Source organism: Streptosporangium saharense (assembly GCF_014203715.1).
Lineage (GTDB): Bacteria > Actinomycetota > Actinomycetes > Streptosporangiales > Streptosporangiaceae > Streptosporangium > Streptosporangium saharense.
Window position 1 is genome coordinate 268,610 of record NZ_JACHJP010000004.1, and the last position, 25,949, is coordinate 294,558.

Below are 25,949 nucleotides of genomic sequence, written 5' to 3' on the forward strand. Positions count from 1 at the left end.
ATGGGATTTATCGCTATATGAAAGTGGGTTTACGGGGCGGGTTTTTCGTGCTTCCCCTTGACGATGCGCGACGTCGCCATAATCAATGGGCATGTCCTCACCCCGTTGGTCTTTACCAAAGGGCACATGGAAAATAATCTTGTCGCCGGAGTCGTCGTGTTTCGCCGACCGCGTTGGAGTTCGCCCCTGATGGCCCATCCATATCCCACGCCATCGCCACTGCCGACGGCCACGCCGCCTCCTCAGCCGCCCGCCGGCCAATCTGTGGCGAAATCCGCCCCCTCGCCCATGCCGCACCCGGCCCCGGGAGTCAGTGGTGAGTACTCGGGAATCGACCCCGCCTCGATGGACGACTTCGAGAAGGGACTCGGCAGGGCCCAGGACACCCTCGGCAGGAACGAGCCCCGCATCCGCGGTGCCCTGCAGAAACTCGACCTGGACACCTCCGGCCTGAACGCCCTGCGTGAGGTGCGGAGCTGGATCGAGACCAGCCGCCCCGACCTGCGCCGCCGCAGCGAGACGATCCGCGCCGAACGCACCGCCTGGGGAACCTCCTCCTCCCTCGACACGACCCCCTTCGGCCTGCCCACCTTCGACGAGCAGCTGTACGGCAAGGCCGCCCACGACCCCGACGTCTACGCCGCCGTCCTCAAACTGAACGAGGCCGCCGAGAAGGGCGAGATCGACCAGAAAGCTCTGACAGAGCTTGAAAAACGCACAGGAAATTCAGAATTCGCCCTCGGACTGATGACAACCTTGGGCGCCACGAGGTTCCGCGAGCTGATGACGAAGGCGGTGGAACAGGGCGACGGCAAGAACGCGAAACGCCTGCAGGCCGCCCTCGGCAAGACGCTGGGCACCGCGAGCCCGAAACTGAGCAACGCCTGGCGTGACGAACTGGTCTCAAGGCCCGCTCTGGGATGGCCGGGAAACGAGTATCGCGGCGTCGCCGAAGCACTGAAACACGGCACCTTCGCCTCCCCCTTCCTGCTCGCCGTCGCCAGAAAAATCGACGCCTGGGACCGCGAACCCTCCCCTCCCGGCATCACGTCGAATGTCATGGTCCCCCTCATGGAAGCCCTGAGCAGAAACCCCGAAGCCGCCCAGGACTTCTTCGCGGGCGACCCGACGACTATGGAGCGTTTCCTGGTCAACTGGGAGATGAGCGACGGTGGTGAGGCCTTGGGTAAGGCGTTGGAAGTCGCGATGCTCAAGTTCCGCGACCATGATGGTTCCCCGCAGCATCCCTCACGCGGCTACCTGTCAGCCAAGTTGGCTTCTGAGTTCGTGCATCTGAGAGCCAAGCAGCTCAGATCAGGGGATTCCATCGATTCGATCCTGAAACCGGCGACCGTTGGCCGAATACTCGCCGGTTATATCAATGACATCAATCGAGTCGCTCAGGTGGGTGACGATGCTCCTGTCCCCGGAGCCCAGGACAACGATAATCCCAGCACCCCTGGCCAGGACGCCTGGGGAGCGCAGTTCAATCTGGCGGATCTGCGCCGGGTGATGAAGGACGCGTTCGCCGATCCCGAGGCATTCACCTCCGTTCTCACGATGCAGACGGCGTTTGCTGACTGGGTTTTTGATCACGGTGCCGCACAGATGGCCGCCGGCAAGGGAAACAACGCGCTTCTGGCTGGAGTGCAGCGAATCGGAGCGGGATTCGCCATGATCACTGATGCAGCCAATCTGGCTGGCGTTGAAAAGGGAAAGGAAATGGACGAGAAGCAGCAGCGAAACATGAAGCTGCTCACCGCGACGGTCAACACCGCCCTCGCTCTGCCGCAGAGCAAGGGATGGCCGGTTATCGCAGGGGTCGTGGGGGCCTGGACGGGAGTCATCGAGGACAGTGTCAAGGGCAACAAGGAGGATCTGGCTCGGGAGGATGCAGGCTCCGCCGTCAGTAAGACCCGGAATCTTGTGCACGATCTCACCGCCCGCGCCATGCTGAAACATGGCCTGTTCGGTTCCGCTGAACCCGCTTCGAAAACCCATCCCTGGGCGTCACTAAAAGATCTGGATAAATGGGAAAACCCCGTTGATAATCCTGACAATTTCCTTAAGGGGGATGGTAGGACGCTCATGGGACCTGAGGATATGACCGACAAAGATCGGCAAACCAGGGCCTATAGGCGCTGGCTCTATGGTGGGCTGTCCGGAAAGCCCTGGCAGGACGTGGTGGTTCCTCTGGACCAGAGTTTTTATAATGGCTTCAACCAATATGGGGCATGATGAGAAAGCCGTTTCTGCTGACTCCGGTCTTAGGGTGCTTTTTGCTTTTCGTGTCCGCCTGTCAGGGGGATGATACGGGGGCGAAGGATTTAAGTCCGTTGCCGGTTTCGGCTTCTCCGCCCTACGTGTGTGACTATGTGCCACTTGAGGCGGTCAAACTGATGACGGGGGTTCAGGATCCTTTGGTTCGAGGCTCCTTTGATCTCGCGGCCTCAGATGGAGCGGGGGTTGGAAGTTGCACGGCTTACCAGGGAAGCGGTGATCGGCTAAGGGCCCTGCAGATCACCCTCACTCCAGCGGGGAATGAGAAGGAAGTTCGCAACAAGCTGGAGGGCGGTGCCTCGCCATTGCCGGAGATCGTTGACGGGTCCATCGGCTACTATTTCAAGTCCGCGGACGGTGAAAACGAAGCCGCGTACGCCATGCTTGTCCGGGGAAAAGCGGGAGTCATCATCCAGCTGGGCCTGGGTGTCGAAGGGCGTGACAGCGCGGCTGATGTGTTGGGGTTGATGAAGTTGATCGCGCCGAAACTTGTCGCCGGGACGGGTTCTCCCTCCGTGAGCGCCGCCTCCCCCTCGCCGGAGAATTCATGATCGGGGCCGTTCCCAATCCCTTCTATGACGCTCTGGTCGAGACGCTGCGGATGGTCGAGCCGTTGGTGCGGGAGATCGAGAGCGGGGTCGAGGCCCCCTTCCAGGCGTTTCACTCCGGGAAGGTGTGGACGGGGCCCGCGGCCAAGCGGTTCGACGAGCAGCTTGTCGGTAACCGTGAGCGCCTCCGGGGGTCGGCGGACAGGATCCTTGCCGATCTGCGGCAGACGTTGGCCAGCACACCGCGTCAGGTGTCCGAGGAGGAGGCCACGGCGATCAGGAAGAAATACGGCCTGCCCTGACAAGCTCCACGCCTGACAAACTGCACAAACCATGCCTGATGAACTGCACAAACTCCCTGTACCTGATGAGACCACAGGTGAAGCATGAGGTGATCCTCACGGGGTAGCCGGGAGGAATGAGTGATGTTCAGACGGGGACGGTGACCACGAAGGTCCCCGCGAGGTTGGACCGGTTGCCCTGGTCACGGTGGCACTGGATGATCATCATCGGCCTCGGAACCGTCTGGATCCTCGACGGCCTCGAAGTGACGATCATCGGTAACCTCTCCGCCCAGCTCGCCAAGCCGGGCAGCGGCCTGGAGATCACCCAGACCCAGGTCGCCGGTACGGCCGCCGCCCTCTACGTGGCCGGAGCCTGTATCGGGGCGCTGTTCTTCGGCTGGCTGACCGACAGGTTCGGCCGCAAGCGGCTGTTCATCATCACGATGATCGTCTACCTGATCGCCACCGCGGCGACCGCGTTCTCCTTCTCCGCGTGGTGGTTCTTCCTGTTCCGCTTCCTGACCGGTTTCGGTATCGGCGGCGAGTACGCCGCGATCAACTCCGCCATCGACGAACTGATCCCGAGCCGCCACCGGGGCCGCATCGACATCGTCATCAACGGCAGCTACTGGTTGGGGGCCGCGGGTGGCGCCCTGCTGACGGTTCCGCTGCTCAGCAGTTTCCCGGTGAACATCGGTTGGCGTATCGCCTTCGGCCTCGGCGTCGTGCTCGGCCTGGGCATTCTGCTCGTCCGGCGGCACGTGCCGGAGAGCCCGCGGTGGTTGTTCATCCACGGCCGGGACCGGGAGGCGGAGAACCTGGTCGACGGCATCGAGGTGCGGATCGAGGAGGAGAAGGGGACACGCCTCGAAGAGCCGGAGCGGTCCATGACCATCCACCAGCGCACGTCCATCGGGTTCGGGCGGATCGCCCACACCATGGTCGCCCGCTACCCCAAGCGCACGATCCTGGGCTTCTCCCTGTTCATCGGGCAGGCGTTCCTCTACAACGCCATCACCTTCGGGTACGCGCAGATCCTGTCGACGTTCTTCAAGATCGACACGACCACCGGCTACTTCTTCGCGGTCATCGCGGTCGGCAACTTCCTCGGTCCCCTGCTGCTGGGGCACCTGTTCGACACCGTCGGCCGCATTCCGATGATCTCGGCGACCTACATCGGCTCCGGTGTGCTGCTTCTGGGTACGGCCTGGCTCTTCTCCCAGGGGGTGCTGACCGCGGTCACGCTGACCGCCTGCTGGTGCGTGGTGCTCTTCTTCGCCTCGGCGGGGGCGAGCGCGGCCTACCTGACCGTCAGCGAGATCTTCCCGATGGAGACGCGGGCCATGGCCATCGCGTTCTTCTACGCGATCGGTACCTTCGTCGGAGGCGTCGCCGGACCGCTGGTCTTCTCCAGCCTCGTGAGCAGCGGCAGGGTCGGGGACACGGCGCTGGCCTTCTGCATCGGGGCGATCCTCATGATCGCGGCGGGTCTGGTCGAGGTGTTCCTCGGCGTCAAGGCGGAGGGCAGGGGGCTGGAGGACATCGCGGAGCCGCTGAGCGCCGCCTCTCCGGCGTCGCGGTGAATCGGACGAAGAACGTTCCATAATCCGGATGCAGAACTTGATATGATAGTGATTATCATTTGAGCATCTGTTCAGGAGTTCGCCCATGGATGTCGCCACCGCGCCCGACATACACCCCCCCATGGAGTTCGACGAGGCCGGGGCGGAGACGAGAGACCGGATCGTCACCGCGGAGGAGGCCACCCAGCTCGCTGAGCTGTTCCGGCTGCTGGGAGACCCGACCCGGGCCCAGCTTCTCTACGCCCTGCTGGAGGCGGGCGAGCTGTGTGTCTACGACCTCACCGAGACCGTCGAGGTCAGTGACACCGCCGTGTCGCACGCCCTCAGGCTGCTGCGGACTGCGGGCATCGTGGCCAGCCGCAGGGCGGGCAGGATGATCTACTACCGGCTCGCCGACGTTCACGTCCGCATGCTCCTCGACCTCAGCCGTGAGCACCTGCGGCATGGCTGAGGCCGCTCGCCGTCGGTCTGAACGTACGGCGGTAGGCCATCGGTGAGACCCCGACCGCGCTCTGCATGTGCTGCCGCAGTGAGGCGGCGGTGCCGAAACCGGCCTGGGCGGCCACGGCGTCGACGGACAGGTCGCTGGTCTCCAGCAGACGGCGGGCCAGTTCGAGCCGCTGCAGGACGAGCCACTGGCCGGGGCTGACGCCCACCTCGTCGCGGAAGCGGCGGGTGAAGGTACGGCGGCTCATCCTCGCGTGCGCGGCGAGGTCGGTGAGGGAGAGCGGCAGGCCGAGGCGGTCCAGCGCCCACGCCCTGGTGGTCGCGGTCGTCGCCGTCGTCTCCTCGGGTATCGGCCGTTCGATGAACTGGGCCTGACCGCCGTCGCGCCACGGTGGGACGACACACTTCCTGGCCACCTGGTTGGCCACCTCGCTGCCGTGGTCGCGGCGCACGATGTGCAGGCAGAGATCGACCCCGGCGGCGACGCCCGCGGAGGTCAGCACGTCCCCGTCGTCCACGAACAATACGTCCGGGTCCAGCTTCACCTGCGGAAACACCTTCCTGAACCGTTCGGTCCAGCTCCAGTGCGTGGTCGCGGGCCGTCCGTCGAGCAGTCCGGCGGCGGCGAGCACGTAGGCGGCGGTGCAGATCGAGACGAGCCTGGTGCCCGGCCTGACCAGGACGAGCGCCTCGGCCAGGGGACGCGGGAGCACGCCCTCCGTGGCGATCGGGCCGAGCCGGTGGGTCGCCGGGATCACCACCGTGTCGGCGGTGGCCAGCGCCTCGGCGCCGTGGCTCACGGAGATCGAGAAGTCGGCGTCCGTCTCGACGGGGCCGCCGTCGACGGTGCAGGTGACGACCTCGTAGAGGGACTCCCCCGAGGCGTTCCTGGCCATGCCGAAGATCCGGGGTGGTATGCCGAGTTCGAAGGGGATGACACCGTTCAGGGCGAGTACCACGACTCTGTGCATGACCCGATCCTTGCACACAAATGGTTCAGGCCACCGATTCTTTGCGTTTCATGACATGACGCCTCCGGAGAGTCCGGGTACCTATCGCTACGTGATCACGTTGACGGCGGTGACCCTGGTCCTGGGCGCGCTGGGGTTCGCGGCTCCGGTTCCCGGTGAGGCGCTGCGCCCCGGCGACTTCGCCAAGCCCGTCGAGCGGCTGCAGCACAAGCTGCGGAAGCTGGGGTTCGCACCGGGACTGGTCAACGGCTACTACGGGTCGGAGACCCAGGCCGCCGTCTGGGCTTTCCAGAAGTCACAGGGGCTCGTGCCGCGTGACAGGGTCGGCAGGCGGACCTGGCAGGCGCTGGCCCACCCGGACCTTCCGGCGCCCCTCGTGCCCCACGGTGAGCCACGACGGGTGGAGATCGATCTGGAGCGCGAACTCCTCACCGTCTACCGGGGCCGCCACCGGGCGCTCGTCTCCCACGTCTCCGCGGGCGCGGGCTCCGCCTTCTGCCAGTACGGCCTCAGCTCGGCGGAGAAGGCTCCCACCGGGAACTTCCAGGCCGCCGAACGCCCCACGCGCCCCGGGACCGACCCGCTCGCCCCGATCCACGAGGCGTTCTCCTTCACGGGGCGTACTGCGCAGAACAGGCTCGTGCGCCCGGTGAGGGAGGAGTCGGTCCCCGCCTCACCGTCGCCTCGCCCGACGGTCCGGCGGTCCTACCCGATCGGCACGGTCGCTCCGGTACGGCCCGCACCCACGATCAAGTCCGTCTTCCCGATGGCCACGGTCAGGCCGGTCCGCCCGGTCCCCACAGTCGGCCCGTTCCGCCCCCGCCCCCTCGTCGGTCCGATCAAAGTGGGCCCCATCAACCTGGGACCGATCAAGGCCGATCCGGTCCCCACCCCGCACCCGCAGGTGAGCGCCGCGCCCGTGGTCCGCGGGTGCGTCCAGGTTCCCGCGCACGTCGCCGAGCGGCTCTTCGGCCTGGTCAAGCCGGGCGACCCGGTCCACGTCCGCCGCCGCTGAGACGCCGCTGAGACGCCGCTGAGTCACCGCTGATTCACTGTGCGGCCAGGGACAGGGGGAGTTTGAGGATCAGCCGGGCGCCCTGGCCGGTCGCGCTGGTGGTCGCGTAGAGAACTCCCTGGTGCGCCGAGGCGATGTCCCTGGCGATGGGCAGGCCGAGGCCGGTTCCCCCGGCGTCGCGGCTGCGGGCCGAGTCCAGGCGGGTGAACCGCTGGAAGATCCGCTCACGCTCCTCAGGCGGGATGCCGTGCCCGTCGTCGGCGATCTCGACGACGGCGTCCCCGTCCTCGCGGGCGACGTGGACCTCGACCTTGTTGGCCGCGTGGCGGTCGGCGTTGGCCAGGAGGTTGGTCAGCAGCCGCGTGAGCTGGAGCCTGTCGCCCCTGACGACCACGTCGGGGGCCAGGTGCGTGCGGATCTCGTGCCGGGAGGGGCGGCGCCGTACCTCACCGGCGACCAGTTCGCCCAGGTCGATGGGTTCGGGGTCGGTGGTGACGCCCGCGTCGAGGTGGGCGAGCAGGAGGAGGTCGTTCACGATCGCCTGGAGACGTTCCGCGTCGTTGAGCGCCGACCGTATCGTCAGGGCGGGCTCCTCCGACTCCGGGTCGGACAGGGCGAGTTCGAGCTTGGTGCGCAGCCCGGTCAGCGGGGTGCGCAGCTCGTGCGAGGCGTCGGAGACGAAGCGGCGCTGCCGCTCGGCGGCCTGGTCGAGCCGTTCGAGGGTGGTGTTGATGGTCCGGGTGAGTTCGCAGAGCTCGGTCTCGTCGTCGCCGACGGTCAGCCGTCGGCCCAGGTCGGAGGCGGTGAGCGAGGCCATCTCCTCGCGCATCCTGCCGACCGGTTCCAGGGTCCTTCCCACGGCCCGCCAGGTGCCCCAGCCGAGCAGCGCCAGGAGCGCGAGCGAGAGCCCGGCGAGTCCGGCCTCAAGGGTGTGGCCCGCGACCAGCGTGGGCTCGGGTGTCGCCGCGTAGACCATGACACCTCCCCCGGGGGCGGCGGCGTCCAGCAGGCCCACGACGACGTAGCACGTCCGTTCGCCCGTCGATGAGACCGTGCAGGACCTCGTCTCGATCCGGTTGTCGTTCTCCAGGGGCCAGGCGTCGCTGATGGCGGGGCGGCCCTGCATCGCGGGGCTGGCCGCGACGATCCGCCCGTCGCGGGCGACGACCTGCAGGCGTCTGACGCTCTGGGTCGGCAGGATGTTGTCGTTCACCCTGCGGTTGACCTCGTAGGCCTGCCGGGCGGCCTGCGAGACGAGCTGCACGGTCCGGTCGACGAGCCAGGCGCGTACGGCGAGCGACGTCGCGGCCGAGCCGATCCCCAGGATCACCGCGAAGATCATGACCGTGGTGAGCGTCGCCCGGGCCCGGATCGAGCGAGGCCTTCGCCATGAAGCCACGCTGCCCCCTCAAAGATCCCCTATCTCCTATTTATAGGTTGTGGATCTTCATTGGAGAGCAAAGGCGAAATAGCCCTTATGTCCTTTTAAACGGGTGCGGCAATCGGATGGTCGATCTCAGTCGGAGAGGGCGATCGTCGCCAGCTCTCCCCGGGAGGCGACGCCGAGTTTCGGATAGGCCTTGTAGAGGTGGTAGCCGACCGTGCGCGGGCTCAGGAAGAGCTGGGCGGCGATGTCCCGGTTCGACAGGCCACGGGCCGCGAGCCGTACGATCTGCAGCTCCTGTGGGGTGAGCAGGGCGAGCAGGCCGGGGGCCGGGGCGGCGGGGGCCGTGGAGCCGGTGGCGTTCAGTTCCGCCCGCGCCCGCTCGGCCCACGGGGTCGCGGCGAGCCGCTCGAAGACCTCCAACGCGGCGCGCAGGTGGGGGCGGGCGTCGGCCTTCCTGCGCGTACGGCGCAGCCACTCCCCGTACAGCAGGGCGGTTCTGGCCCGCTCGAAGGGCCGTCCCTCCGCGCGCAGCGCCTCGACGAAGTGCTCCTCAGAGTCGTCGAGCAGGGCCTGACAACGGGCGAGCAGGGCCCGCGCCCACGGCTGTCCCGTGCCGGCGACCCACGTCCGGTAGCCGGAGAGAGCGTCGGCCGCGCGCTCGGGGGCGCCGAGCCGTACCGCCGCCTCGACCAGGTCGGGCACGCAGCGCGTCCCGGCCACCTGGTAGCCGCCCGCGACCGGTTCGAGACGTGAGAGCGCGGCCTCGATCCTGCCCTTCCCGAGGTCGAGGACGCCCAGCGCCCAGGTCGCCCACCCGTGACCGGCCGGTCCCGCGGCGAGCGCCTCGTCGGCGAGCGTACGGCAGCGCTCCTCGTCCCCTTCGAGGGCGGCGAGGTAGGCGAGGAAGGCGCCGAGCTGCCCGGCCCACTGCGTCTGCCCGGTGTCGCGGGCGATGCGCAGGCCCTCGGTCGCGGTGGCCAGCGCGTCGCGGTGCCGTCCGTGGAACATCTCGGTCTCGGCGAGGAAGAACAGCAGCGTGGGCAGGATCCCGATGGTGCCCAGGGACCTGGCCTCGGCGACCAGCGTCCTGGCCGTCTCGGCGACCTCCTCGTCCTGCCCGGCGACCAGCCCCATCCCGCAGGCCAGAACCAGGTCACCCGGGCAGCGCGCCCTCGTCTCGCGGGACCTGGCGACGACCTCGGCAAGCGGGGGGATCTCCCTGTCCCGCGACAGGGTCGCCGTGACGAACGCGACGACCGGCGCGAGCGGATCCCCGTCGGGCAGGGGCAGCTCGCCGAGCCGGGCGGCGACGCGGGTGACCTCGGGCGCGCCGAGATACCAGGCGGTGTGCAGGGCCTGGAAGAGCATGCGCGCCGCCTCGGTGCCCCCGGTCGCCGCGGCCCCCTCGACCAGCGCCTCGTAGGCGGCGCGCGGGGCCCCGCGCAGGAAGTCGGCGGTCGCGCGGGCGTGCGTCAACCGCGCCCCGAGCGTCTTGTCGGGGAGTACGGCCAGCAGGCGGGTGCCCTGTTCGACGAACGCCGCCGTACGGTCGAGCTGGCCCGCCCACGCCGCGGTCTCCGCGGCCAGCGTGAGCCGCCTGGCCCGGGTGTCCGGTCTGAGGCTGAGCCTGGCCGCCCGCTCGTAGGCGCTCGCCGCGGCGGCGTGACCGCTGCGGCCGCTCGCCCGCACGGCCGTACGCTCCAACTCGGCGGCCACCTCCTCGTCGGGCCCGGTCGCGGCCATGGCCAGGTGCCAGGCGCGCCGGTCGGAGTCCTCCGGTCCGTCGAGGGCCTCGGCGAGCGCCCCGTGTACGGCGAGCCGCAGGCTCGGCGGGATCCCCTGGTAGACGGCGGCCCTGACCAGGGGGTGCCGGAAGGTCACGGTGCCCGCCTCGACCCTGACCAGGTCGGCGCTCTCGGCAGGATGCAGGTCCTCAAGGAAGTCCCCGAACCCGGCCGCGGCCCGCAGCACGACGCGCAGGTCACCGGTCTCCTCGGCGGAGGCGACGGCCAGCAGCCCCTGGGTCGCCTCGGGCAGTTGCCTGACCTTGCCCAGGAAGGCGTGCTGGACCCGGTCGGTCAGCGGCGGCGCCGTACCGTCACCGGAGGCCGTCCTGGGCAGCTCGATCAGCGCGAGCGGGTTGCCCTGGGCCTCGGCGAGCACGCGGAAGCGGGTGACGGGATCGATGTCGGGGCCGAGCAGGGCCGCGGCGGCGGACGCGTCGAGCCCGCGCAGCGGGAGTTCGGCGATCCCCTGGGCGGTGAACGGGTCACGCGCGGCGAGGATCAGCGCGATCCCCTCGGCGTCCAGCCGCCGCGCGGCGAACAGCAGCGCGTCCGTCGAGGCCCGGTCGAGCCACTGGGCGTCGTCGACGAGCACCAGCAGCGGTCCGTCCTCGGCCAGCTCCGACAGCAGGGACAGTACGGCGAGGCCGACGAGCAACCGGTCCCCGGCCTGCACTGCGGCAAGCCCGAAGGCGGCTCTGACGGCCCGTTCCTGCTGCTCGGGAAGCGCGTCGAGCCGGTCGAGCACCGGGCGCAGCAGCAGGTGGAGCCCGGCGAAGGGCAGCTCGGCCTCCGACTCGATTCCGGTGCCGCGGATCACCCGCATGTCCCCGGCCGCCGCGGCGTGGTCGAGCAGCGCGGTCTTGCCGATGCCGGGTTCGCCGCGCACGAGCAGGGCGCCGCTACGGCCCGCGCGAGCCTCCGAGAGCAGCCGGTCGATCACGGCCTGTTCGGCGGCCCGCCCGTACAACATGCCTCGAACCCTACTCAACCGGTATCAAGCGCCCGCGCAGGAGTCGTGGGTGGCGTCGAAGCCCTTCAGGCTGTCGAGGTCGTCCTGCTTGAGCGGCTTGAGGCCCTTCCAGTCGTCGCCGACGGTGAGGACGAGCCTGGACGTGCTCGCCCGCCGTACGAACAGGCCCGTGGACTGGAGCACGTCCCTGGTGAGGGTCGGGGCCGCGGCGGCGCCGTTCGGCGAGTAGGCGATCGTGGTCTTCGGGTACGGCTTGCGCGGCGCGTCAGTGATCTTGGCGATGTGGTAGCCGCGCTCTTCGAGCTGGACGGCCACCAGCGAGCCGAGCCCCTTCCTGGCGGTTCCGTTGCGGACCTCGACCTGGATCTTCGACCGGGAGACCTTGTTCTGGCCGCCCTTGATGCCCGACCCCTTGACGGCAGTGTCCTTGGCGACGATCTGGAAGAGCTTCCTGCTCTGCGGCTCGACCCACTCGACCCGGCCCGGATAGGTGACGGAGTAGCGCCACGGCGTGGTGATGAAGTGGATCTGCCCGGCGGCAAGGCCCTGGGCGCTGGTCGCCAGGTCCTTCATCACGACGGGGGTGAGCGCGGGGTCGGTGGTGACCGACTTGGTGGCCGCGTCGAGGAAGCCGAACAGCCGGGCCGGGTCGGTGAGCGTCTCGCCGCTCATCACCTTCTTGATCATGGAGGCGATGAACATCTGCTGCCGTTGGATGCGCCCGATGTCCGAGCCGTCGCCCAGGCTGTAGCGGGCCCTGACGTAGCCGAGAGCCTGCTCGCCCTTGAGCGTCTGCCTGCCCGCGGGCAGGGTGAGCAGGGCCTTCTTGTCGCGGATCGGCTCGGGGACGCACACCTCGACCCCGCCGACCGCGTCCACCATGTCCTTGAAGCCGGTGAAGTCGACCTTCACGAAGTGGTCGATGTGGATGCCGGTGAGCGTCTCGATGGTCTTCCAGGTGCAGGTGATCCCGCCCGAGTTGAACGACTCGTTGATCATGCCCAGGTGGGCCCGCTGGCCGGTGAGCCCCGGCTTGGCCTTGCACTCGGGAAGCTGGACCATCGAGTCGCGGGGGAAGCTGACGACCATCGCGTTGTCCCGCTTCGGGGAGATGTGCGCGAGCATGATGGTGTCGGTGCGCTCGCCGGGGAACTTCCCGTATTTCGCGTTCTTGCCGCCGCGCTGGTCGGAGCCGACGACCAGGACGTTCAGCGCCCTGGTCGCGACCTTCACGGGACGGGCGCCCAACTCCTCGTCGGGGACCTCGATGTGTTTGACGTTGCCGTTCAGCCGGATGACGGCACCCGTCACCGTCGCCGCGACCAGGAGGACGACGGTGGTGAGGGCGGCCACGAGCCACCACAGCCACCTGCGGCGCCGCCGGGGGGCCTGGGCCTCCGGCTTCGTGGGCGCGTCTGTCAACCCGCTACTCACGTGTCTCCTGGGGAGGATGGGGTCAGGGACGCGTCCGTGACCGTGGAGCCGGTTCCCGGCCATCGAGGAGTGTACTAATCCTCCATAAGGGAGGGATAAGAACCGGGAATCACCACATCTGCCCAGAACGGCGAGCAGGACCGGCACGCCCGCCGATCGGCAGGGTAGCGCGTGATAACGCCTCACGCCCCGACCTCTGGCTTCCGTGGGGACTTCGGCGGCCTGTTACGATCCGCCGGTGATGATCCGTGATGGGCTGCCGGAGGACGTCCCCGCGGTCCTGGCGATGTTCGACAGCGCGGTCGCCTGGCTGACGGAGCGGGGCCGTACCGGACAGTGGGGGGACAGACCCTTCTCCGAGGACCCGGCCCGCATCGAGCGGATCACCTCCTGGGCGCTCTCCGGCGGGATGCGCGTGGCGGAGGTGGACGGCGAGCCCGCGGGGTGCCTCGTGCTCGGCGCCGCCGTCGAGTACGTGGAGCCCGCGCCCGAGCCGGAGCTGTACGTCCAGGGACTCGTGGTCGACCGGCGCTTCGGCGGACACGGCGTCGGTGCCGCCCTGCTGGCCAGGGCACGGCAGGAGGCGCTCGAACGCGGCGCCGTGCTGTTGCGGGTGGACTGCTACGCCGGGGACGACGGCCGTCTCGTCGCCTACTACGAGAGCCAGGGCTTCACCAGGACCGAGCGTTTCGCGGTCGGCGAGTGGCCGGGACAGGTTCTACAGATCCGACTGTGACCTACGTCGCGGTTGACCTCAAGTCTGCTTGAGGTTGCACGGTTGGGGTACGAGCCGTGCACCGGAGGAGGCCAGCGTGCTGGACATCGCAGTGATCATCGCCAGTCCCCGCGAGGGCGGTGTCGGCACGACGATCGGCCGGTGGTTCCTCGCGCAGGCCGGGCGGCGGACCGACCTGCGCCTCGACGTGATGGAGCTGAGCCGTACCCCACTGCCCCCCGCCCAGCCGTCCCTGACGGGCGACACCGGGCAGGAGGCCGCCGCGCTCGCCGCCAGGATCGGCGCCGCCGACGGCTTCGTGGTCATCACCCCCGAGTACAACCACGCCTACCCCGCCTGCCTGAAGCTGGCGATCGACGCCGTCCGCCACGAGTGGGCCGCCAAACCCGTCGGTTTCGTCTCGTACGGCGGGCGCTCCGGGGGTCTGCGCGCGGTCGAGCAGCTCCGCCTCGTCTTCGCCGAGCTGCACGTGGTGTCCCTGCGCGACACGGTGAGCTTCCACCAGACCCCCGTGCTGTTCGACGCCGAGGGCCGGGCGACCGGGGGCGACGGCGCGGACGGCGCGGTCAAGGTCATGCTCGACCAGCTCATCTGGTGGGCGACGACCCTCGGCGAGGGACGCCGGGCCAGGCCGTACACGACCTGAGGGTCATGACTCAAGAGGGTAGACGCGTAGCCAGTCGACCTCCATCCAGGCCTCGCCCTGTTCGCCCTCGCCGGGGAACCAGTCGAGTTGGAGGCAGGCGGACATGGGGCTGTGGGCCGCGTTCCGCGAGCGGAACCACTCCCGGCCGTCGAGATAGCCGACGACGCCCTCCGAGGTGTTCTCCACGGCGTAGGTGTGCCAGTCGGTCATGTCCACCTCGGCGTGCGCCTGCTCCTGGCCCTGCGGCGTGTGCAGGAAGAAGTTGGGGCGCTGCCGCTCCGGGTCGTTGATGACCTCAAGGAAGTCCACCTCCTCCCCGGTCGAGCTGCGCACGTTCCCGCCGCCCTCCTGCGGCCACAGCAGGGCGACCGGGTGGTAGGACCCGGCGCCCGGATACAGCCTGATGCGGGTCTCCCAGCGGCCGTAGGTCTGGACGTGCCGGGCGGCGAGCCCCGCCGTCGTGCCGTCGGCGCGGCCGTACAGGTAGAGGGCGCCGTTGCCGAGGAAGAGCTGGTCGGGGGAGCGGCGGCCGTTGCCCGCGTGGCCCTCGGAGTCGTAGACGACCCACTCGTTCTCGTCGAGGTAGTCGTCGAACTCGGCGCACCAGGCGGGTGTCCCCCAGCCGAGGGCCTCGGCGTTCTCCGAGGGGGAGCAGTCGGCGCCGGAAGTCACCTGGCCCCGCGCGACGGTGAGGGTGCTCACCGCGAGCGCGGCCACCAGGCTGAGCACGGCTAATCGTAGGTTCGACCTGGACATCAGGAACGCCGCTCCTGTGGTCTGGCGCAGAGCGCGGAGGGACTGAAGCTCCAGCAACCCGGCGCCTTCGGCGACCAGGTCCCGGACGGGTTCGGGGGACGGCCGTCATACCCGGTGGGCGGTCCGAAGGCCCAGCGGGAGGTCACGGCCGCCGACTGCGGCGTGTTCGACGCGGCGAGGGGGAATTCGGCGGTACGGCTGCGCCACGGCCCGAGGCTCCAGCACGCGGCGAGCTGGTCGGTGCCGCAGACGCCCGAGCCGATGGAGTGCCGCAGCGGCGGCAGCGGGACGACGACAGGGGAGAAGGGGGACGAGGGGAAGGGCACCGGGGCGGCGCTCGTGGTCGGCACTGTCGAAGGCACAGCCGGGGGCGTGCTCTGGGAGGCGGTGGGTACGGCGGTCGCGGTCGGTGTCGGGGACGGCGTTGTGGTGGGGGTCGGGCTGGGGCTCGGAGTCGGGCTCTGGATGGCCGCCGGGACCTGGGTCTCCTCCTCGCCGGGAGGCGTCGGCTCCGGGCTGGGGGTTGGCTTCGGCTTCTGCGCCTTCTTCTGGGCCTGGGCTTTCTTCTGTGCCTTCTCCGCGTCGGCCTTCTTGTCGTCCTGCTCGCTGGGCTTGTCGCCCTTGTTGCCCTTGCCGGATTTGTCGGGCTTGTCGGTGTGTTTCGGGGTGGGCTTCTTCGCTTCGGGCTTCTTGGTTTCCGGATTTTTCGGGGTTTCGGCGGGTTCCGTGGACGGGCCTTCGTCCGGCTTCTGCGTCGTGGTGGGAACGGTCGGCGCAGGGGTCGGCGCAGGGGTCTCGGCGGGTTCGTCGCTGACCGTGGCGGCGGGAGTGGGGGCCTGGGTCTCCTGCGGGGTCACCGGCTCGTCGGCGGAGAGCGTCGCGGCCTTCTCAGAAGACGCCTTCTCAGAAGACGCCTTCTCCGGAGCAGCCTTCTGCGCGGGGGCCTTCTGAGCCGTGGTCTTGGGGGACTTCTGCGCCGGGCCGCCCTTGTCGTGCGCGACGGGCTTCTCCGCGACGAAGTGCTTCTCCTGGGAGGACTTCTTGCCGGGCTTCCCGGTGTCGTTCCCCCCGTCGTCCTCGTAGACGGGCCCCTTGGCCGGCTTCTTCGGGGAGTAACCGGCGTCCTCCCCCGACTCTTCCGACGCTGACGACGATGACGATGACGGGTCGGAGACCGAGGACCCCTCAGCGTCGGAGAGCGAGGAACTGTCCGACTCGGCCTGGGGAGTCGGCTGGGAGGGATACGAGCTCTCGCCCGACGAGCTCTCGCCCGCGGGTTCGGCCAGCGCGCTCCAGGGATGGGCGGCGACCGCTCCGGCCGTCGCCGAGACCCCGGCGAGCAGCAGACCTGACATCAGGGTGACGCGCCGGGACGGGATGCGTCGGGGCATGGGCGGTCCTCCTCGATCTAGGGGGTGGGGTCGGAACCGGCGAGGGGCTTCCATCCCGCGGCGGTGAACTCGGGGGTACCGGGCAGGGCGACCTGGGGCACCGTGGTCGTGACCGGGTCGGGGATGTTGACCCAGTCACCCTGGCTCGGGCCACGCATGGTGGGGTTCCAGCTCATGAGCAGGTTCATGGCGAACGGGCTCGAATAGGTGGGGTCGGTGTCCCCGACGCCCTTGGTCGCGGTCACCTGGACCAGGACGGAGACCTGGACCAGGTCCTTCGACCGGGGACGCCACTGGATCCCGATCGTCCTGGTCCGCATCGCGGCGTCCTCGGGCAGCGGCCCGGTCCTGGGCAGGCCGAGCGTCTGGCGCCACCCGGCGACCGCGGCCCGCGCCCCGGCCAGGGCCGTCTCCCGCTGCTCGGGCGGGGCGTAGAGGACGGCGGCGTGCTCGGCCTGGGCGACGTCCAGCGTCCAGGCGCCTTCGAGCGCCGCAGCGGCGGCCGAGGCCGCCCCCAGGTCCGTGTGCGGGAACCCGACGGGATAGCCCGCCTCGCTCTCGTAGCCGGAGGGCTGTGCGAGCACGACGCCCCCGCCGCCGTCCTCGGCGGTGGAGACCGTCGAGACCACCTGGGGCTCCTGGCCGCCTCCCACGACACGCCACATCACGGCAGCCAGCAGGATCGCCCCGACCATCGAGACGACGACGAGGACCATCCGGCGGTTGTTGCGCGGCGGACCGAGATCCCAGTCCAGGTCGCCGTTCTTGCCCACTAGCGGCTCCGGTCCTGGCGCTGGCCGAACGCCTGACCCGCGGCGGCGGCCAGACGCAGGTAGGCGCCCCTGGTGGTCGGGCGCAGCCGTACAAGATCGACCTCCGCGCCCTCCTTGAGATGCGGGTCGTACGGCACGCGGATCACCGAGCGGCAGCGGGAGGCGAAGTGCCGTTCGAGCAGGTCCACGTCCACGTCGGACTTGGGCTCGACGGCGTTCAGCACCACGATGGCGTTCCTGACCAGTTCGGAGTGGCCGTGGGCGGTCAGCCAGTCCAGCGTCGCGGCGGCCGAGCTGGCGCCGTCCACGGCGACCAGGCTGACCAGCACGATCTGGTCGGCCAGTTCGAGCGTCGCCCCCATGGCGCCGTGCAGCAGTCCCGTCCCGCAGTCGGTGATGCAGATCGAGTAGTAGCGCTCGATGAGCCCGGCGACCGTCCGGTAGTCGTCGGCGTCGAACGCCTCGCTCACCGCCGGGTCGCTGTCGGAGGCGAGGACCTCAAGCCGGGCCGGGGACTGGGAGGTGAAGGCACGGGCGTCGGCGTAGCGCACGATGTGCGGCGCCTCGGCGAGCATGGTGCGGATGGTCGCGGCGGTCTCCGACTTGACCTTCAGCCCGAGGGTGCCCCGGTCGGGGTTGGCGTCGATGGCGATCACCCGGTCACCCCGCAGGGAGGCCAGGGTGTTGCCGAGGGCGACGGTCGTGGTGGTCTTGCCGACCCCGCCCTTGAGGCTCATCACCGCGATTCTGTGGTGGCCGCTGGCGACCGGCGTCTGGGCCTGGGCGATCAGCGTGCGGCGTTCCACCTCGGCGGCCGACTCGGCGGGGGTGATCCGCCCCCCGGAGAGCTGCCACACCAGGCGGCGCCAGCCTCCGGTCGGCTCCGGGCGCCGGTTGATGAGCAGGTGTTCGGCGGTGAGGGGGACCGTCTCCTGGAACGGTTCGCCCTGCGGGGGCGGCGAAGCCTGGATCTGGGGGGACGTCTCCGTCATGGCCAGGGGTCCTTTCACAAAGGGCGAAGCGGGGAGGTCAGCAGGTCTGCCAGCGCACCGTGGTGGTGATCGAGTCGTCGGGTCCGTGCACGGTCAGGGAGGTCGTCGCGGTGAAGGGGGTACCGCACCAGTGGCGGATCCGGTGGGCGCGCAGGGTGATCACATCCGGGTGCCCCGGCCGCGAGGTGCCGCTCGAAGGGCGCACCGTCAGTCCGGGAGCCGTGACCCGCCACCGCAGGGGGGAGCCCGTCACGGTGAGCAGGATGTTCCCCTGGCCGAACTCGTCGAGCGTCACCAGGGGCGGGACGCGCACCCGTTCCGCGAGCCCTCCCGACCTTCCCGAGGTCGACCCCGGCGCCTCGGCCCCGGGGAAGGTCACCTCCGGCGAGGCCGTTGGCCGGTCCGGGGTGCGGCTCTCCGTGGTCGTCCGCAGGGAGGTCACCGGGTCCCGCGACCCCATCACGGGCGCCAGGAGGTTCATCCCCAGCAGCGTGCCCGTCGCGCCCGCGACCACGACGATCACGACCTTGACGGTGGTGTTCCTGACCCACGTCCCGAGCGGCGCCAGCGCCTCAAGGACGCGGACCGAGAGGGGATAGCCCTCGGTGTCGTACGGCTCGCCCTTCCTGTCACGTTTCTGGGCCGTCGGCTGGACCGTCGGCAGGGACGGCATGGTGGCCGAGGCGTCCGTCTCACGCTTCGCCCACGCCTGGGTGAGGGCGTCGTAGAGCGGGGTGTTCTGCGCCGGAGGCGCGGGTGGCTTCGAGGGCTCGGGGGGCTCTGGGGCCTTCGCCGGAGGCAGGGCGGGCAGGGACGGCAGCGTCGGACGATCCCCGTGCCGCTCGGGGGAACGCTTCCCCGAGGCTGGGCCGTACGGCATGGAGCGGTCCCGGCGGTCACGCCGGTCGGGTTCCCCCTCGGGCGCGGGACGATCCCGGCGGTCAGCGCGCTCCCGAGGTTCGGTACGGCTCGCGTCTCCCGAACGGACGGGCTGGTAGGGCAGTGTGGATCGGTCCTGCCTGCCAGGACGCGGCCGGGTGCCGGTGACGGCTTCCTTGGCGGTAGGGGTGGCGGTGGGCGCGGCGAGCACGGGCGAGGTCCCGGCCGGAGACGCGGCCGGGGACCTGGGCGCGGACCCGGGTGGGGAGCCGATGGTGGTTCCGGAGGTGCGCTTCGGCGGGGGCTTCGGGGCCTGGGGCGGGGGCTCGGGGAGGGTGTCGAGGAGGCGGCGCCGGATCTTCGGGGGCAGCGAGCGGATGCGCGGGTGGGAGACCATCTGCGGGACCGTGTAGCGGATGTTGATCGGCCGCGCGCACACCGGGCACTTCACCATGTGCGATATCAGGCGCGCCCGCGCCTCCTCGTCGATGTCGGCGGCCGTCCACTCCTCCTCGGGGAAGATCCGCTCGACGAGGGGGCCCAGGTCGGGGCAGGTGCGGCGGTGGTTGGCGAGCGCGTCGAGCCCGCTGGCCAGGATCTCCAGGAGGTCCTGGGTGCGGGTGGCGAGCTGGGTCACCTCCTCGACCGGCAGCGCCAGGACGTGGGAGAGGTCCTCGGTGGTGAGTCCGTGGCGATACATCAGCCTGAGCGTCTCGGTGCCCAGGGGCTCGACGAGCGACCAGACGCGCTCGGTGACCTCCTCGTCCGGCATGCCGGGGCCCGTGTCGGGGACGTAGCGCTCCTGGTGCTCGGGGGAGGTCAGGCAGTCACGCCGCAGGACGGAGAAGAGCCGTCCCCTGACGCCGATCCCCTCGGGCGGGGACGCCTCGGCCAGGCAGGTGGCCAGCACGGTGGCGACCGCGGGCAGCGCCCGGCCTGAGGCGAGGTGGGAGGAGGCGTAGTCCAGCAGGTGCGCGCCGTGCTCGCTCACCCACGTCGCCCCCTCGCCGGCGCCGGGCGTGACACGCCCGGCGCCGGTGGAGGTGCTCATGGTCCGGTGTGCCCGTCCTGGTCCGGCTCGACCTGACCGGGTCCGCTCTTGATGTAGCGCCGGGTCTCGTAGGGACCGGCGTCGGACGGGGTCTCCCGCCGTTGCTGGTCGGGGCGGCTCTTGTGCTGTTCCGGCTGCGGCTGGGCGGGCACGAGGCCGCCGGACTGGTCGGGCTGCGTCGCGGGCTGCTTGCCGTACTTGCCGTCCTGACCGGGCTGGTTGTGCTTGCCGGACTGGTTGGGCTGGTCCTGGCCGTAGGGAGCCTGGCCGTAGGGGTCGTACTGGTCGTTCTGGCCCTGCTGGCCCGGCTGCTGGTCCTGCTGGTCCTGCTGGGCGGGCTGCTCGGGGGCCTGCGGGGACTGGGCGGGGGCCTGGTCCGTCACCACGAACTCCAGGTTCCGCTCGGGCAGGCCGGTGAACTTGGTCCAGTTGCTGACCTCGCCGGGCGCGGGCTCGGCGTAGAGCCAGCGGACGAAGGCGGGCCACTGGCACGAGTCGCGCGGGATGACCGCGCCCTCCTGGTCGGCGCCGAGCTCGCGCAGCTCGTCCTGGGAGTAGTCACGGCACGGCGGGGTGCCGGGCGGAGCGATGTTGAGGTCCCAGACGCCGTTCTCGTCGGTGTAGCGCATGTTCTTGTCGAGCCCCAGCGCCTCCTGCGCCCGCTTGAGCAGCTCCGGGTCCTTGAAGACCGGCAGCGTCTCGACGCCCTGGCCCGTGGGGGCCTGGAGCACGGACTGGTTGGGCGCCTGCTGGGGTGCCTGGTCCGGGGTGTACGGCTGGCCGTACTCGCCGCCGTTCTGCGTGGGCTTCTGGTGCTTGCCCCCGGGGCCGTAGTGCGGCTTGGACGGCCTGACCGTGGGCCTGGGCGTGGCGGCCAGGGGCTGGTTGATCGCGCTGGGGGTCTTCTGCTTGGTGGTGTTCGGCGTGACCGGCTTGGCCGTGCTGTTGGGCAGGGCGGGCTTGAGGGTGCCGGTCGGCTTGGCCGCCTTCGCCTGCGGGGGAGAGTCAGGCTGCGGCTTCTCGTCCCGGTCGGCGACCTTCGGCGCGTCCGCGGCGATGTCGAGCTTCGGCTTCTCCGCGAGGGTCGCGGGCTTGTCGATCACGCTGCCGTTGTCCGCGATGCCGCCGGTGACCTTCTTCGTCGGTGCCGGTGGAGGCGCGGGTGCCGGTGCCTTCGGGGCGGGGTTGGCGGTCGTCTTCTGGGGCTGGACCGGCGCGGCGACGGGTGCCTTCTTGGTGGTGCCGCTGTTTCCGCCCCCGGTGTCCTTCGGGGGGGTGTCGTTCTTGACGGGCTTGACCGTCGCCGCCGGTGCCTTCGGCGGCGTCGTGTCCTTGACGGCCCCGGTCTTGGGGTTGCCGGGGCGCTGCAGCGGGGCGGTGGCGCTGGCCAGCACGGGCAGGCCGATGCAGCCTCCCGCGCCGCCTGAGACGGCGTGCCCGTCCGCGGTCGCGGTCAGGCAGACCTTCGCGCCCGCGACGGTGCCGAGCAGGCCCTTGTCGGTGATCGCGCTGCCCGCGTCGGAGCCGGACAGCGGGACGGGATCGTCACCCGCCTTCCATGCCTGGGCGACCTCGTCCAGGTGGTAGGTGCCCGCGGCCAGCCGTACGGCCTGGTCGGCGGGGGGCGCGGAGCGGGCGGCGATGACGGTTCCCAGCCCGGCGCCGGCACCGAACACGCCGATCGCGATGCTCGCGGTGATCACCGTCGCACGTGAGGGCTTACGTGAGGGTGTCATATGGGCGTTCCTCTTCTCCCGGTGGGACGTCAGTCGCCGTGGCTCTCCAGGACTTCGCTCCACTCACCCAGCACGCGGACCGGGTCTGTGGAGCCTGCGGGGGGTACATATGTCACGTACATCCGTCCATAGGTGGCGCTCGCCGAGTGGGTGAACGCCTTGTTGCGCGTGCGGACGGCGGCCGAACCCTTGAGGGTGACCTTCGCCCCCGCGCGCTCGGCCATGCGGGTGTCGGTCGAGCGTGCCGCGTACCAGACCAGGGCGCCCCCGTCCCCGGTCCGCAACGCCCGGATCGGGCCCTCCCGACGGTAGGTCAGGCTGAGGATCCACCCGGCGTCCTCAAGTTGGGCGCGTTCCTGCTGCCAGAACTTCACGGTCTCGCTGGTCCACGGACCGTCCTCGAACCTCTTGTCGGGCTTGACGCTCTCCAGGCTCGCCAGGTGCTGCTCGGCGATCTGGCGCGGGGTCGCGACCAGGCCGGTGGCGTTCTCCGGCAGGCTGGTCGCGTATCCCTCCGCGTCTGTCGCGATCTTGGGGAAGGGGGGCAGCACCGCGCGGGTGTCGGCCCCCGAGGCGACCAGGCGCCAGCCGGACGGGGTCGAGCTCATCACGTCCACGACCCTGGCGATGCCGGTCTCGTGGGCGACCGCGACGAACCAGTCGGGGGAGCCCTCGACGTGCCGGGGCACCCACACCTGCGGGTTCGGCCAGGTGCCCGAGGCGACCGACTCGCCCTGCAACCTGGCGGTCTTGAAGCTCGCCCTGGTCATCTCGACGGCCAGTCCGGCTTCGAGCTTGCCCATGGCGGCCTCGTCCATCCGGGACTGGACCGACGACAGGCCCTTCTGGTAGGAGCCGTGGACGCGGTAGGCCTGCCGGACCGTGAACTGGGGAGCCTTGGGCTCCGCGGTCGATCCGATGGAGGTCTTGCCCGTCGGCGCGGGCTCCGAGGGACGCTCGCCGGTGCCGCTGCGGTCGACGTAGATGGAGGCCGAGGGGGCAGGGGTCTCCGAGGGGGACGGCGAGGCCGTACCCCAGCCCGCGGCGGGTGTCTGCGGGGAGGGGTCGGCCACGAGGGTCTGCGGGGTCGCGGAGTTGGCCCTGATCAGCCAGATGCCCGCGCCCGCGACGACAACGGAGAGGGTTCCGAACAGTACGGCGCGGCGCCAGTTGAAGGTCGGCAGGCTCTCGGGGTGCCAGTCGGACTCGTGCTCAGATTCGTCTCCGGGGGAAGCGCCGCCACGACCGGGGGGCCAGGCTTCCTCTTCTGGGAAATCTGATGCACGCCATGACATAGGTCCAAATATTAGACTGACCGTGATCCATTGGGAAGGTAAAGCGCAATGGTAATCGGCACTTATGGTTATTAAGTTATAAATAATACATAACCCGAGATAGGTGCTGTCCGAAACCCCTCCTTTGTGGTCGTGTGCCGAGGCCGCGCCGGGGGCGCCGGAACCTCTCTGGAGAGGTTTGCGAGCCAGGGTTTGTGCTGGTCTGGGCTATTTGCTGTTGATCGGATATTTCCCTGAAGCGGGGTTTACGTTCTTCCTGCGTTGTATTTCCGTTTTCCCGCCCCCGGGCGTCTCGGGAGCGGGGATCGTGAAATCGTTTCCAACCGTGGGGTGCCGTCCCCGGCCTCCGGAGGGCACCGGGAATGGCCCGTGTCCCATTCGCGGTGCCCGATCGGGCGAGCTGAACACGACAATTAGGTCCTGTCCCTATTTCCCGAACCCCGGGACGGTCGCGGGCTCGTCCTCGGCGTGGCCCGCGTCGTCGAGGACCACCTCGGGGATCTCCCTGGGGACGCCGCGCAGCGCGAACAGCACGGCCACCGCGAGTACGGCCAGCAGCGCGGCCCCGGTCACCAGGGTGGTCCGCATCCCTTCGAGGAAGGCCAGCCTGGCGGCCCGCACGAGGGCGTCGGCGACCTGGGCGGGCAGCGTGGCCGCGATCTCCAGCGCCCCGCCGAGCGACTCCCCGACCTGCCCCGCGAGCTGACCGGGCACCCCGGAGGGCAGGTGGAGGCCGTCGCGGTAGGCGCCGTTCAGCACGCTCCCGAGCACGGCGATGCCCAGCGCCCCGCCCATCTCCTGGCCGGTCTCCGCGATGGCGGAGGCGGCCCCGGCCCGTTCCCTGGGGACCGAGGCCAGGATGGTGTCACCGGTGACGGCGAAGGTGAAGCCGTTGCCGAACCCGGCGACGACCATGGCCAGCAGCATGTAGGGGTAGCCGGTGTCCGTGCCGAACCCGCTGTAGAGCACGAAGGCCACCGCGCCGAGCGCGAGCCCGAGGGCCACGACCCGCGCCCTGCCGAGGAGGCCGACCAGCGGGGAGGCCAGGGCACCCCCGACCGCGGCGCCGAGCCCGCCGGGCAGGCTCGCCAGTCCCGAGGCCAGCGGCGACCATCCCAGGACGAGCTGGAAGTACTGCGCGAAGGTCAGCGAGGCGGCCAGCATGGAGAAGATGCACACGACGTTGGCCCCGACCGCCCCGGAGAAGGCGCGGTGGTGGAAGAGCCGCACGTCGATGAGGGGCTCGGCGAGCCGCCGCTGGCGCCGGACGAACAGCGTGAGCACGACCACGCCGACCGCCGCCGCGACCAGGACGCCCGGCGCGGTGAGTCCGTCGTGCGCCGCGTTCTTCACCGCGTAGATCACCGCGATCACCCCGGCGATCGACAGCGGCACGCTGACCAGGTCGAGCCGCCCGGGACGCGGGTTGCGCGACTCGGGAAGGATGAGGGCGCCCGCGACGACGATCAGCGCGGCGACCGGGACGTTGACCAGGAAGACCGACCCCCACCAGAAGTGGTCGAGCAGCACGCCCCCGATCACCGGGCCGAGGGCGAAGCCGAGCGCGGAGACGCTGCTCCAGATGCCGACCGCGGTGGCCCGCTCGCGGGGGGAGGTGAAGACGTTGCGGATGATCGACAGGGTCGAGGGCATGACGGTCGCGCCCGCGACGCCGAGCAGCGCCCTGGCGGCGATCAGCAGTTCGGGCGTCGGGGCGTAGGCCGTCAGCGCGGAGGCTCCGGCGAAGGCGACGAGCCCGACCAACAGCAGCTTCCTGCGTCCGATCCGGTCGCCGACGTTGCCCATCGTGATCAGGAGCCCGGCCAGGGCGAAGCCGTACACGTCGACGATCCACAGGAACTGGGTCGCGGAGGGGCGCATGTCCTGGACCAGCTTCGGCGCGGCCAGGTGGAGCACGGTGAGGTCGATGCTGAGGAGCACGACGGCGAGGCAGGCGACGACCAGCGTGCCCCACCGGCGGGAGGAGGAGATCATGCGAGGAGCCTCGGTGACGGCGTTGACGGGACGCTGACCGGACGCTGACGGCCCGCCCGGTTGCGCCCGCGCGGATCAGGGAAGCCCTCCGGTAGGCGGGAACGGGGACGGGGGAAAGACCATGCGGGTGGCGGTGCTCGGGATGGGCAGGATGGGCAGGGCGATGGCCCAGCGGCTGCTCGCCCGTGGTCACACGGTGCGGGTCTGGAACCGTACGCCGGGCAGGGCGGCGGAGGTCGTCGACGCGGGCGCGGCCGAGGTCCCCTCGCCGCTGGACGCCGCGCGGGACGCCGAGGTCGTGCTGATGTCCCTCGCCGACGACCGGGCCAGCCGCGACGTCATGGGACGGCTCGCGGCCCTGGGCCCCGACGAGGTGACGGTCATCGCCGACATGAGCACCGTCTCCCCCTCCACCTCCCGTGAGCTGCGCGACCTCGCGCCGGGCCGCCGCTTCGTCGCCGCGCCGGTCGTCGGGGGGCCGCAGGCCGTGGTCGAGGGTCAGGCCACGGTGCTGCTCGGCGGGGAGGAGGAGTACGCCCGCGACCTCGACCCCGTCTGGCGTGACCTGTTCGCCGTCCAGCACTACTGCGGCGAGGACCCGGGTGGCGCGCTGACGTTCAAGCTGCTGAACAACTACCTGCTCATGGCCGGGCTCGCCGTGCTCGCCGAGGTGGTCGCGGCCGGGCAGGCGGCCGGGGTGGACCCGGCGAGGCTGCGTGACTTCCTGCGGCGCTGGCCGACCGTCGCCCCCGCCCTGCACAACCGGCTCGACGACGTCCTCGACGGTGACCACAAGGGCTGGTTCACCACTCCTCTGGGTGCCAAGGATGTACGGCTGGCGGTCGAGTTGGGCGAGTCCCTCGGGCTTGACCTGCCCGTGGCCCGGCTGGTCGAGGAGCGCTACGCGGAGGCCGCGGAGAACGGCTGGGCGGACCGTGACATCGCGGCCGTCGTCGAGCTGGTCCGCCGCCGTCCGGAACCCTCCAGGTGAGA

21 protein-coding genes are annotated in these 25,949 nt (G+C 70.2%); 9 read left to right on the forward strand and 12 right to left on the reverse strand.

Annotated elements, in window-relative coordinates; all coding sequences use genetic code 11:
* Positions 1–345 precede the first annotated feature (345 nt).
* From FHS44_RS20940 to FHS44_RS20960, 5 genes are all read left to right on the forward strand, one after another.
* Positions 346–2,238: a DUF6571 family protein gene (locus FHS44_RS20940; protein ID WP_184717180.1), complete on the forward strand. Its 1,893-nt coding sequence runs from the start codon at positions 346–348 to the stop codon at positions 2,236–2,238.
* The gene (locus tag FHS44_RS20945) at positions 2,235–2,831 is read left to right on the forward strand and encodes a hypothetical protein (RefSeq protein ID WP_184717182.1); all 597 of its coding nucleotides are present in this window, start codon (positions 2,235–2,237) and stop codon (positions 2,829–2,831) included. Before FHS44_RS20940 ends, FHS44_RS20945 begins: the two co-directional genes overlap by 4 nt.
* On the forward strand, positions 2,828–3,130 hold the full coding sequence (locus tag FHS44_RS20950; RefSeq protein ID WP_184717184.1) for a hypothetical protein: 303 nt from the start codon (positions 2,828–2,830) through the stop codon (positions 3,128–3,130). Before FHS44_RS20945 ends, FHS44_RS20950 begins: the two co-directional genes overlap by 4 nt.
* Before the next feature lie 116 nt (positions 3,131–3,246).
* The gene (locus tag FHS44_RS20955) at positions 3,247–4,695 is read left to right on the forward strand and encodes an MFS transporter (protein ID WP_184717186.1); all 1,449 of its coding nucleotides are present in this window, start codon (positions 3,247–3,249) and stop codon (positions 4,693–4,695) included.
* Positions 4,696–4,816: 121 nt separating this feature from the next.
* A complete protein-coding gene (locus tag FHS44_RS20960; RefSeq protein ID WP_184717188.1) occupies positions 4,817–5,146 on the forward strand; it encodes an ArsR/SmtB family transcription factor in 330 nt (109 codons plus the stop codon).
* On the opposite strand, the gene FHS44_RS20965 is transcribed toward FHS44_RS20960, so the two are convergent.
* Entirely contained in the window at positions 5,118–6,113 is a 996-nt protein-coding gene (locus FHS44_RS20965; protein WP_184717190.1) for a GlxA family transcriptional regulator, read from the reverse strand. The genes FHS44_RS20960 and FHS44_RS20965 overlap by 29 nt on opposite strands.
* Positions 6,114–6,204: 91 nt before the next feature.
* Between FHS44_RS20965 and FHS44_RS20970 the strand changes: the two genes are divergently transcribed.
* Positions 6,205–7,128, forward strand: coding sequence for a peptidoglycan-binding domain-containing protein (locus tag FHS44_RS20970; protein ID WP_184717192.1), 924 nt, complete (start codon positions 6,205–6,207; stop codon positions 7,126–7,128).
* Positions 7,129–7,162: 34 nt separating this feature from the next.
* Here FHS44_RS20970 and FHS44_RS20975 read toward each other — a convergent pair whose 3' ends face one another.
* From FHS44_RS20975 to FHS44_RS20985, 3 genes are all read right to left on the reverse strand, one after another.
* Positions 7,163–8,527, reverse strand: coding sequence for a HAMP domain-containing sensor histidine kinase (locus tag FHS44_RS20975; RefSeq protein ID WP_312863755.1), 1,365 nt, complete (start codon positions 8,525–8,527; stop codon positions 7,163–7,165).
* Positions 8,528–8,644: 117 nt separating this feature from the next.
* Positions 8,645–11,272 carry a helix-turn-helix transcriptional regulator gene (locus FHS44_RS20980; protein ID WP_184717194.1) on the reverse strand — a complete coding sequence of 876 codons (2,628 nt, stop codon included), beginning with the start codon at positions 11,270–11,272 and terminating at the stop codon, positions 8,645–8,647.
* Positions 11,273–11,296: 24 nt separating this feature from the next.
* Positions 11,297–12,706, reverse strand: a complete 1,410-nt coding sequence (locus FHS44_RS20985) for an LCP family protein (RefSeq protein ID WP_312863756.1) — start codon at positions 12,704–12,706, stop codon at positions 11,297–11,299.
* A gap of 241 nt (positions 12,707–12,947) precedes the next feature.
* Here FHS44_RS20985 and FHS44_RS20990 point away from each other — a divergent pair, with 241 nt between their 5' ends.
* Both FHS44_RS20990 and FHS44_RS20995 read left to right on the forward strand, forming a co-directional pair.
* Positions 12,948–13,442, forward strand: a complete 495-nt coding sequence (locus tag FHS44_RS20990) for a GNAT family N-acetyltransferase (protein WP_184717930.1) — start codon at positions 12,948–12,950, stop codon at positions 13,440–13,442.
* A gap of 76 nt (positions 13,443–13,518) precedes the next feature.
* The gene (locus tag FHS44_RS20995) at positions 13,519–14,088 is read left to right on the forward strand and encodes an NADPH-dependent FMN reductase (protein WP_184717198.1); all 570 of its coding nucleotides are present in this window, start codon (positions 13,519–13,521) and stop codon (positions 14,086–14,088) included.
* Between the two features lie 3 nt (positions 14,089–14,091).
* Here the strand turns inward: FHS44_RS20995 and FHS44_RS21000 are convergent, their stop codons facing one another.
* From FHS44_RS21000 to FHS44_RS21035, 8 genes are all read right to left on the reverse strand, one after another.
* Positions 14,092–14,844, reverse strand: a complete 753-nt coding sequence (locus FHS44_RS21000; protein ID WP_184717200.1) for a glycoside hydrolase family 16 protein — start codon at positions 14,842–14,844, stop codon at positions 14,092–14,094.
* A complete protein-coding gene (locus FHS44_RS21005) occupies positions 14,844–16,235 on the reverse strand; it encodes a hypothetical protein (RefSeq protein WP_184717202.1) in 1,392 nt (463 codons plus the stop codon). Before FHS44_RS21005 ends, FHS44_RS21000 begins: the two co-directional genes overlap by 1 nt.
* Before the next feature lie 17 nt (positions 16,236–16,252).
* Positions 16,253–17,008 (reverse strand): hypothetical protein, encoded by a 756-nt coding sequence (locus tag FHS44_RS21010; RefSeq protein ID WP_184717204.1) that lies wholly within the window; start codon positions 17,006–17,008, stop codon positions 16,253–16,255.
* Positions 17,008–18,000: a MinD/ParA family ATP-binding protein gene (locus FHS44_RS21015; protein ID WP_184717206.1), complete on the reverse strand. Its 993-nt coding sequence runs from the start codon at positions 17,998–18,000 to the stop codon at positions 17,008–17,010. Before FHS44_RS21015 ends, FHS44_RS21010 begins: the two co-directional genes overlap by 1 nt.
* A gap of 37 nt (positions 18,001–18,037) precedes the next feature.
* A complete protein-coding gene (locus tag FHS44_RS21020; protein ID WP_184717208.1) occupies positions 18,038–19,930 on the reverse strand; it encodes a hypothetical protein in 1,893 nt (630 codons plus the stop codon).
* A complete protein-coding gene (locus FHS44_RS21025) occupies positions 19,927–21,666 on the reverse strand; it encodes a hypothetical protein (protein ID WP_184717210.1) in 1,740 nt (579 codons plus the stop codon). Before FHS44_RS21025 ends, FHS44_RS21020 begins: the two co-directional genes overlap by 4 nt.
* A 29-nt stretch (positions 21,667–21,695) precedes the next feature.
* Positions 21,696–22,961 carry a DUF8094 domain-containing protein gene (locus FHS44_RS21030; RefSeq protein WP_184717212.1) on the reverse strand — a complete coding sequence of 422 codons (1,266 nt, stop codon included), beginning with the start codon at positions 22,959–22,961 and terminating at the stop codon, positions 21,696–21,698.
* A gap of 426 nt (positions 22,962–23,387) precedes the next feature.
* Positions 23,388–24,956, reverse strand: coding sequence for an MFS transporter (locus FHS44_RS21035; RefSeq protein ID WP_184717214.1), 1,569 nt, complete (start codon positions 24,954–24,956; stop codon positions 23,388–23,390).
* Positions 24,957–25,077: 121 nt separating this feature from the next.
* Between FHS44_RS21035 and FHS44_RS21040 the strand changes: the two genes are divergently transcribed.
* Positions 25,078–25,947 (forward strand): NAD(P)-dependent oxidoreductase, encoded by an 870-nt coding sequence (locus FHS44_RS21040; RefSeq protein WP_184717216.1) that lies wholly within the window; start codon positions 25,078–25,080, stop codon positions 25,945–25,947.
* Positions 25,948–25,949: the final 2 nt, after the last annotated feature.

What these genes read in the sequence shown, in the direction of transcription:
- FHS44_RS20940 (WP_184717180.1), top strand. Translation starts at nt 346, where the DNA reads ATGGACGACTTCGAGAAGGGACTCGGCAGGGCCCAGGACACCCTCGGC.
- FHS44_RS20945 (WP_184717182.1), top strand. Translation starts at nt 2,235, where the DNA reads ATGATGAGAAAGCCGTTTCTGCTGACTCCGGTCTTAGGGTGCTTTTTG.
- FHS44_RS20950 (WP_184717184.1), top strand. Translation starts at nt 2,828, where the DNA reads ATGATCGGGGCCGTTCCCAATCCCTTCTATGACGCTCTGGTCGAGACG.
- FHS44_RS20955 (WP_184717186.1), top strand. Translation starts at nt 3,247, where the DNA reads ATGAGTGATGTTCAGACGGGGACGGTGACCACGAAGGTCCCCGCGAGG.
- FHS44_RS20960 (WP_184717188.1), top strand. Translation starts at nt 4,817, where the DNA reads ATGGAGTTCGACGAGGCCGGGGCGGAGACGAGAGACCGGATCGTCACC.
- FHS44_RS20965 (WP_184717190.1), bottom strand. Translation starts at nt 6,113, where the DNA reads ATGCACAGAGTCGTGGTACTCGCCCTGAACGGTGTCATCCCCTTCGAA.
- FHS44_RS20980 (WP_184717194.1), bottom strand. Translation starts at nt 11,272, where the DNA reads ATGTTGTACGGGCGGGCCGCCGAACAGGCCGTGATCGACCGGCTGCTC.
- FHS44_RS20990 (WP_184717930.1), top strand. Translation starts at nt 12,948, where the DNA reads ATGATCCGTGATGGGCTGCCGGAGGACGTCCCCGCGGTCCTGGCGATG.
- FHS44_RS21000 (WP_184717200.1), bottom strand. Translation starts at nt 14,844, where the DNA reads ATGTCCAGGTCGAACCTACGATTAGCCGTGCTCAGCCTGGTGGCCGCG.
- FHS44_RS21005 (WP_184717202.1), bottom strand. Translation starts at nt 16,235, where the DNA reads ATGCCCCGACGCATCCCGTCCCGGCGCGTCACCCTGATGTCAGGTCTG.
- FHS44_RS21015 (WP_184717206.1), bottom strand. Translation starts at nt 18,000, where the DNA reads ATGACGGAGACGTCCCCCCAGATCCAGGCTTCGCCGCCCCCGCAGGGC.
- FHS44_RS21020 (WP_184717208.1), bottom strand. Translation starts at nt 19,930, where the DNA reads ATGAGCACCTCCACCGGCGCCGGGCGTGTCACGCCCGGCGCCGGCGAG.
- FHS44_RS21025 (WP_184717210.1), bottom strand. Translation starts at nt 21,666, where the DNA reads ATGACACCCTCACGTAAGCCCTCACGTGCGACGGTGATCACCGCGAGC.
- FHS44_RS21030 (WP_184717212.1), bottom strand. Translation starts at nt 22,961, where the DNA reads ATGTCATGGCGTGCATCAGATTTCCCAGAAGAGGAAGCCTGGCCCCCC.
- FHS44_RS21035 (WP_184717214.1), bottom strand. Translation starts at nt 24,956, where the DNA reads ATGATCTCCTCCTCCCGCCGGTGGGGCACGCTGGTCGTCGCCTGCCTC.
- FHS44_RS21040 (WP_184717216.1), top strand. Translation starts at nt 25,078, where the DNA reads ATGCGGGTGGCGGTGCTCGGGATGGGCAGGATGGGCAGGGCGATGGCC.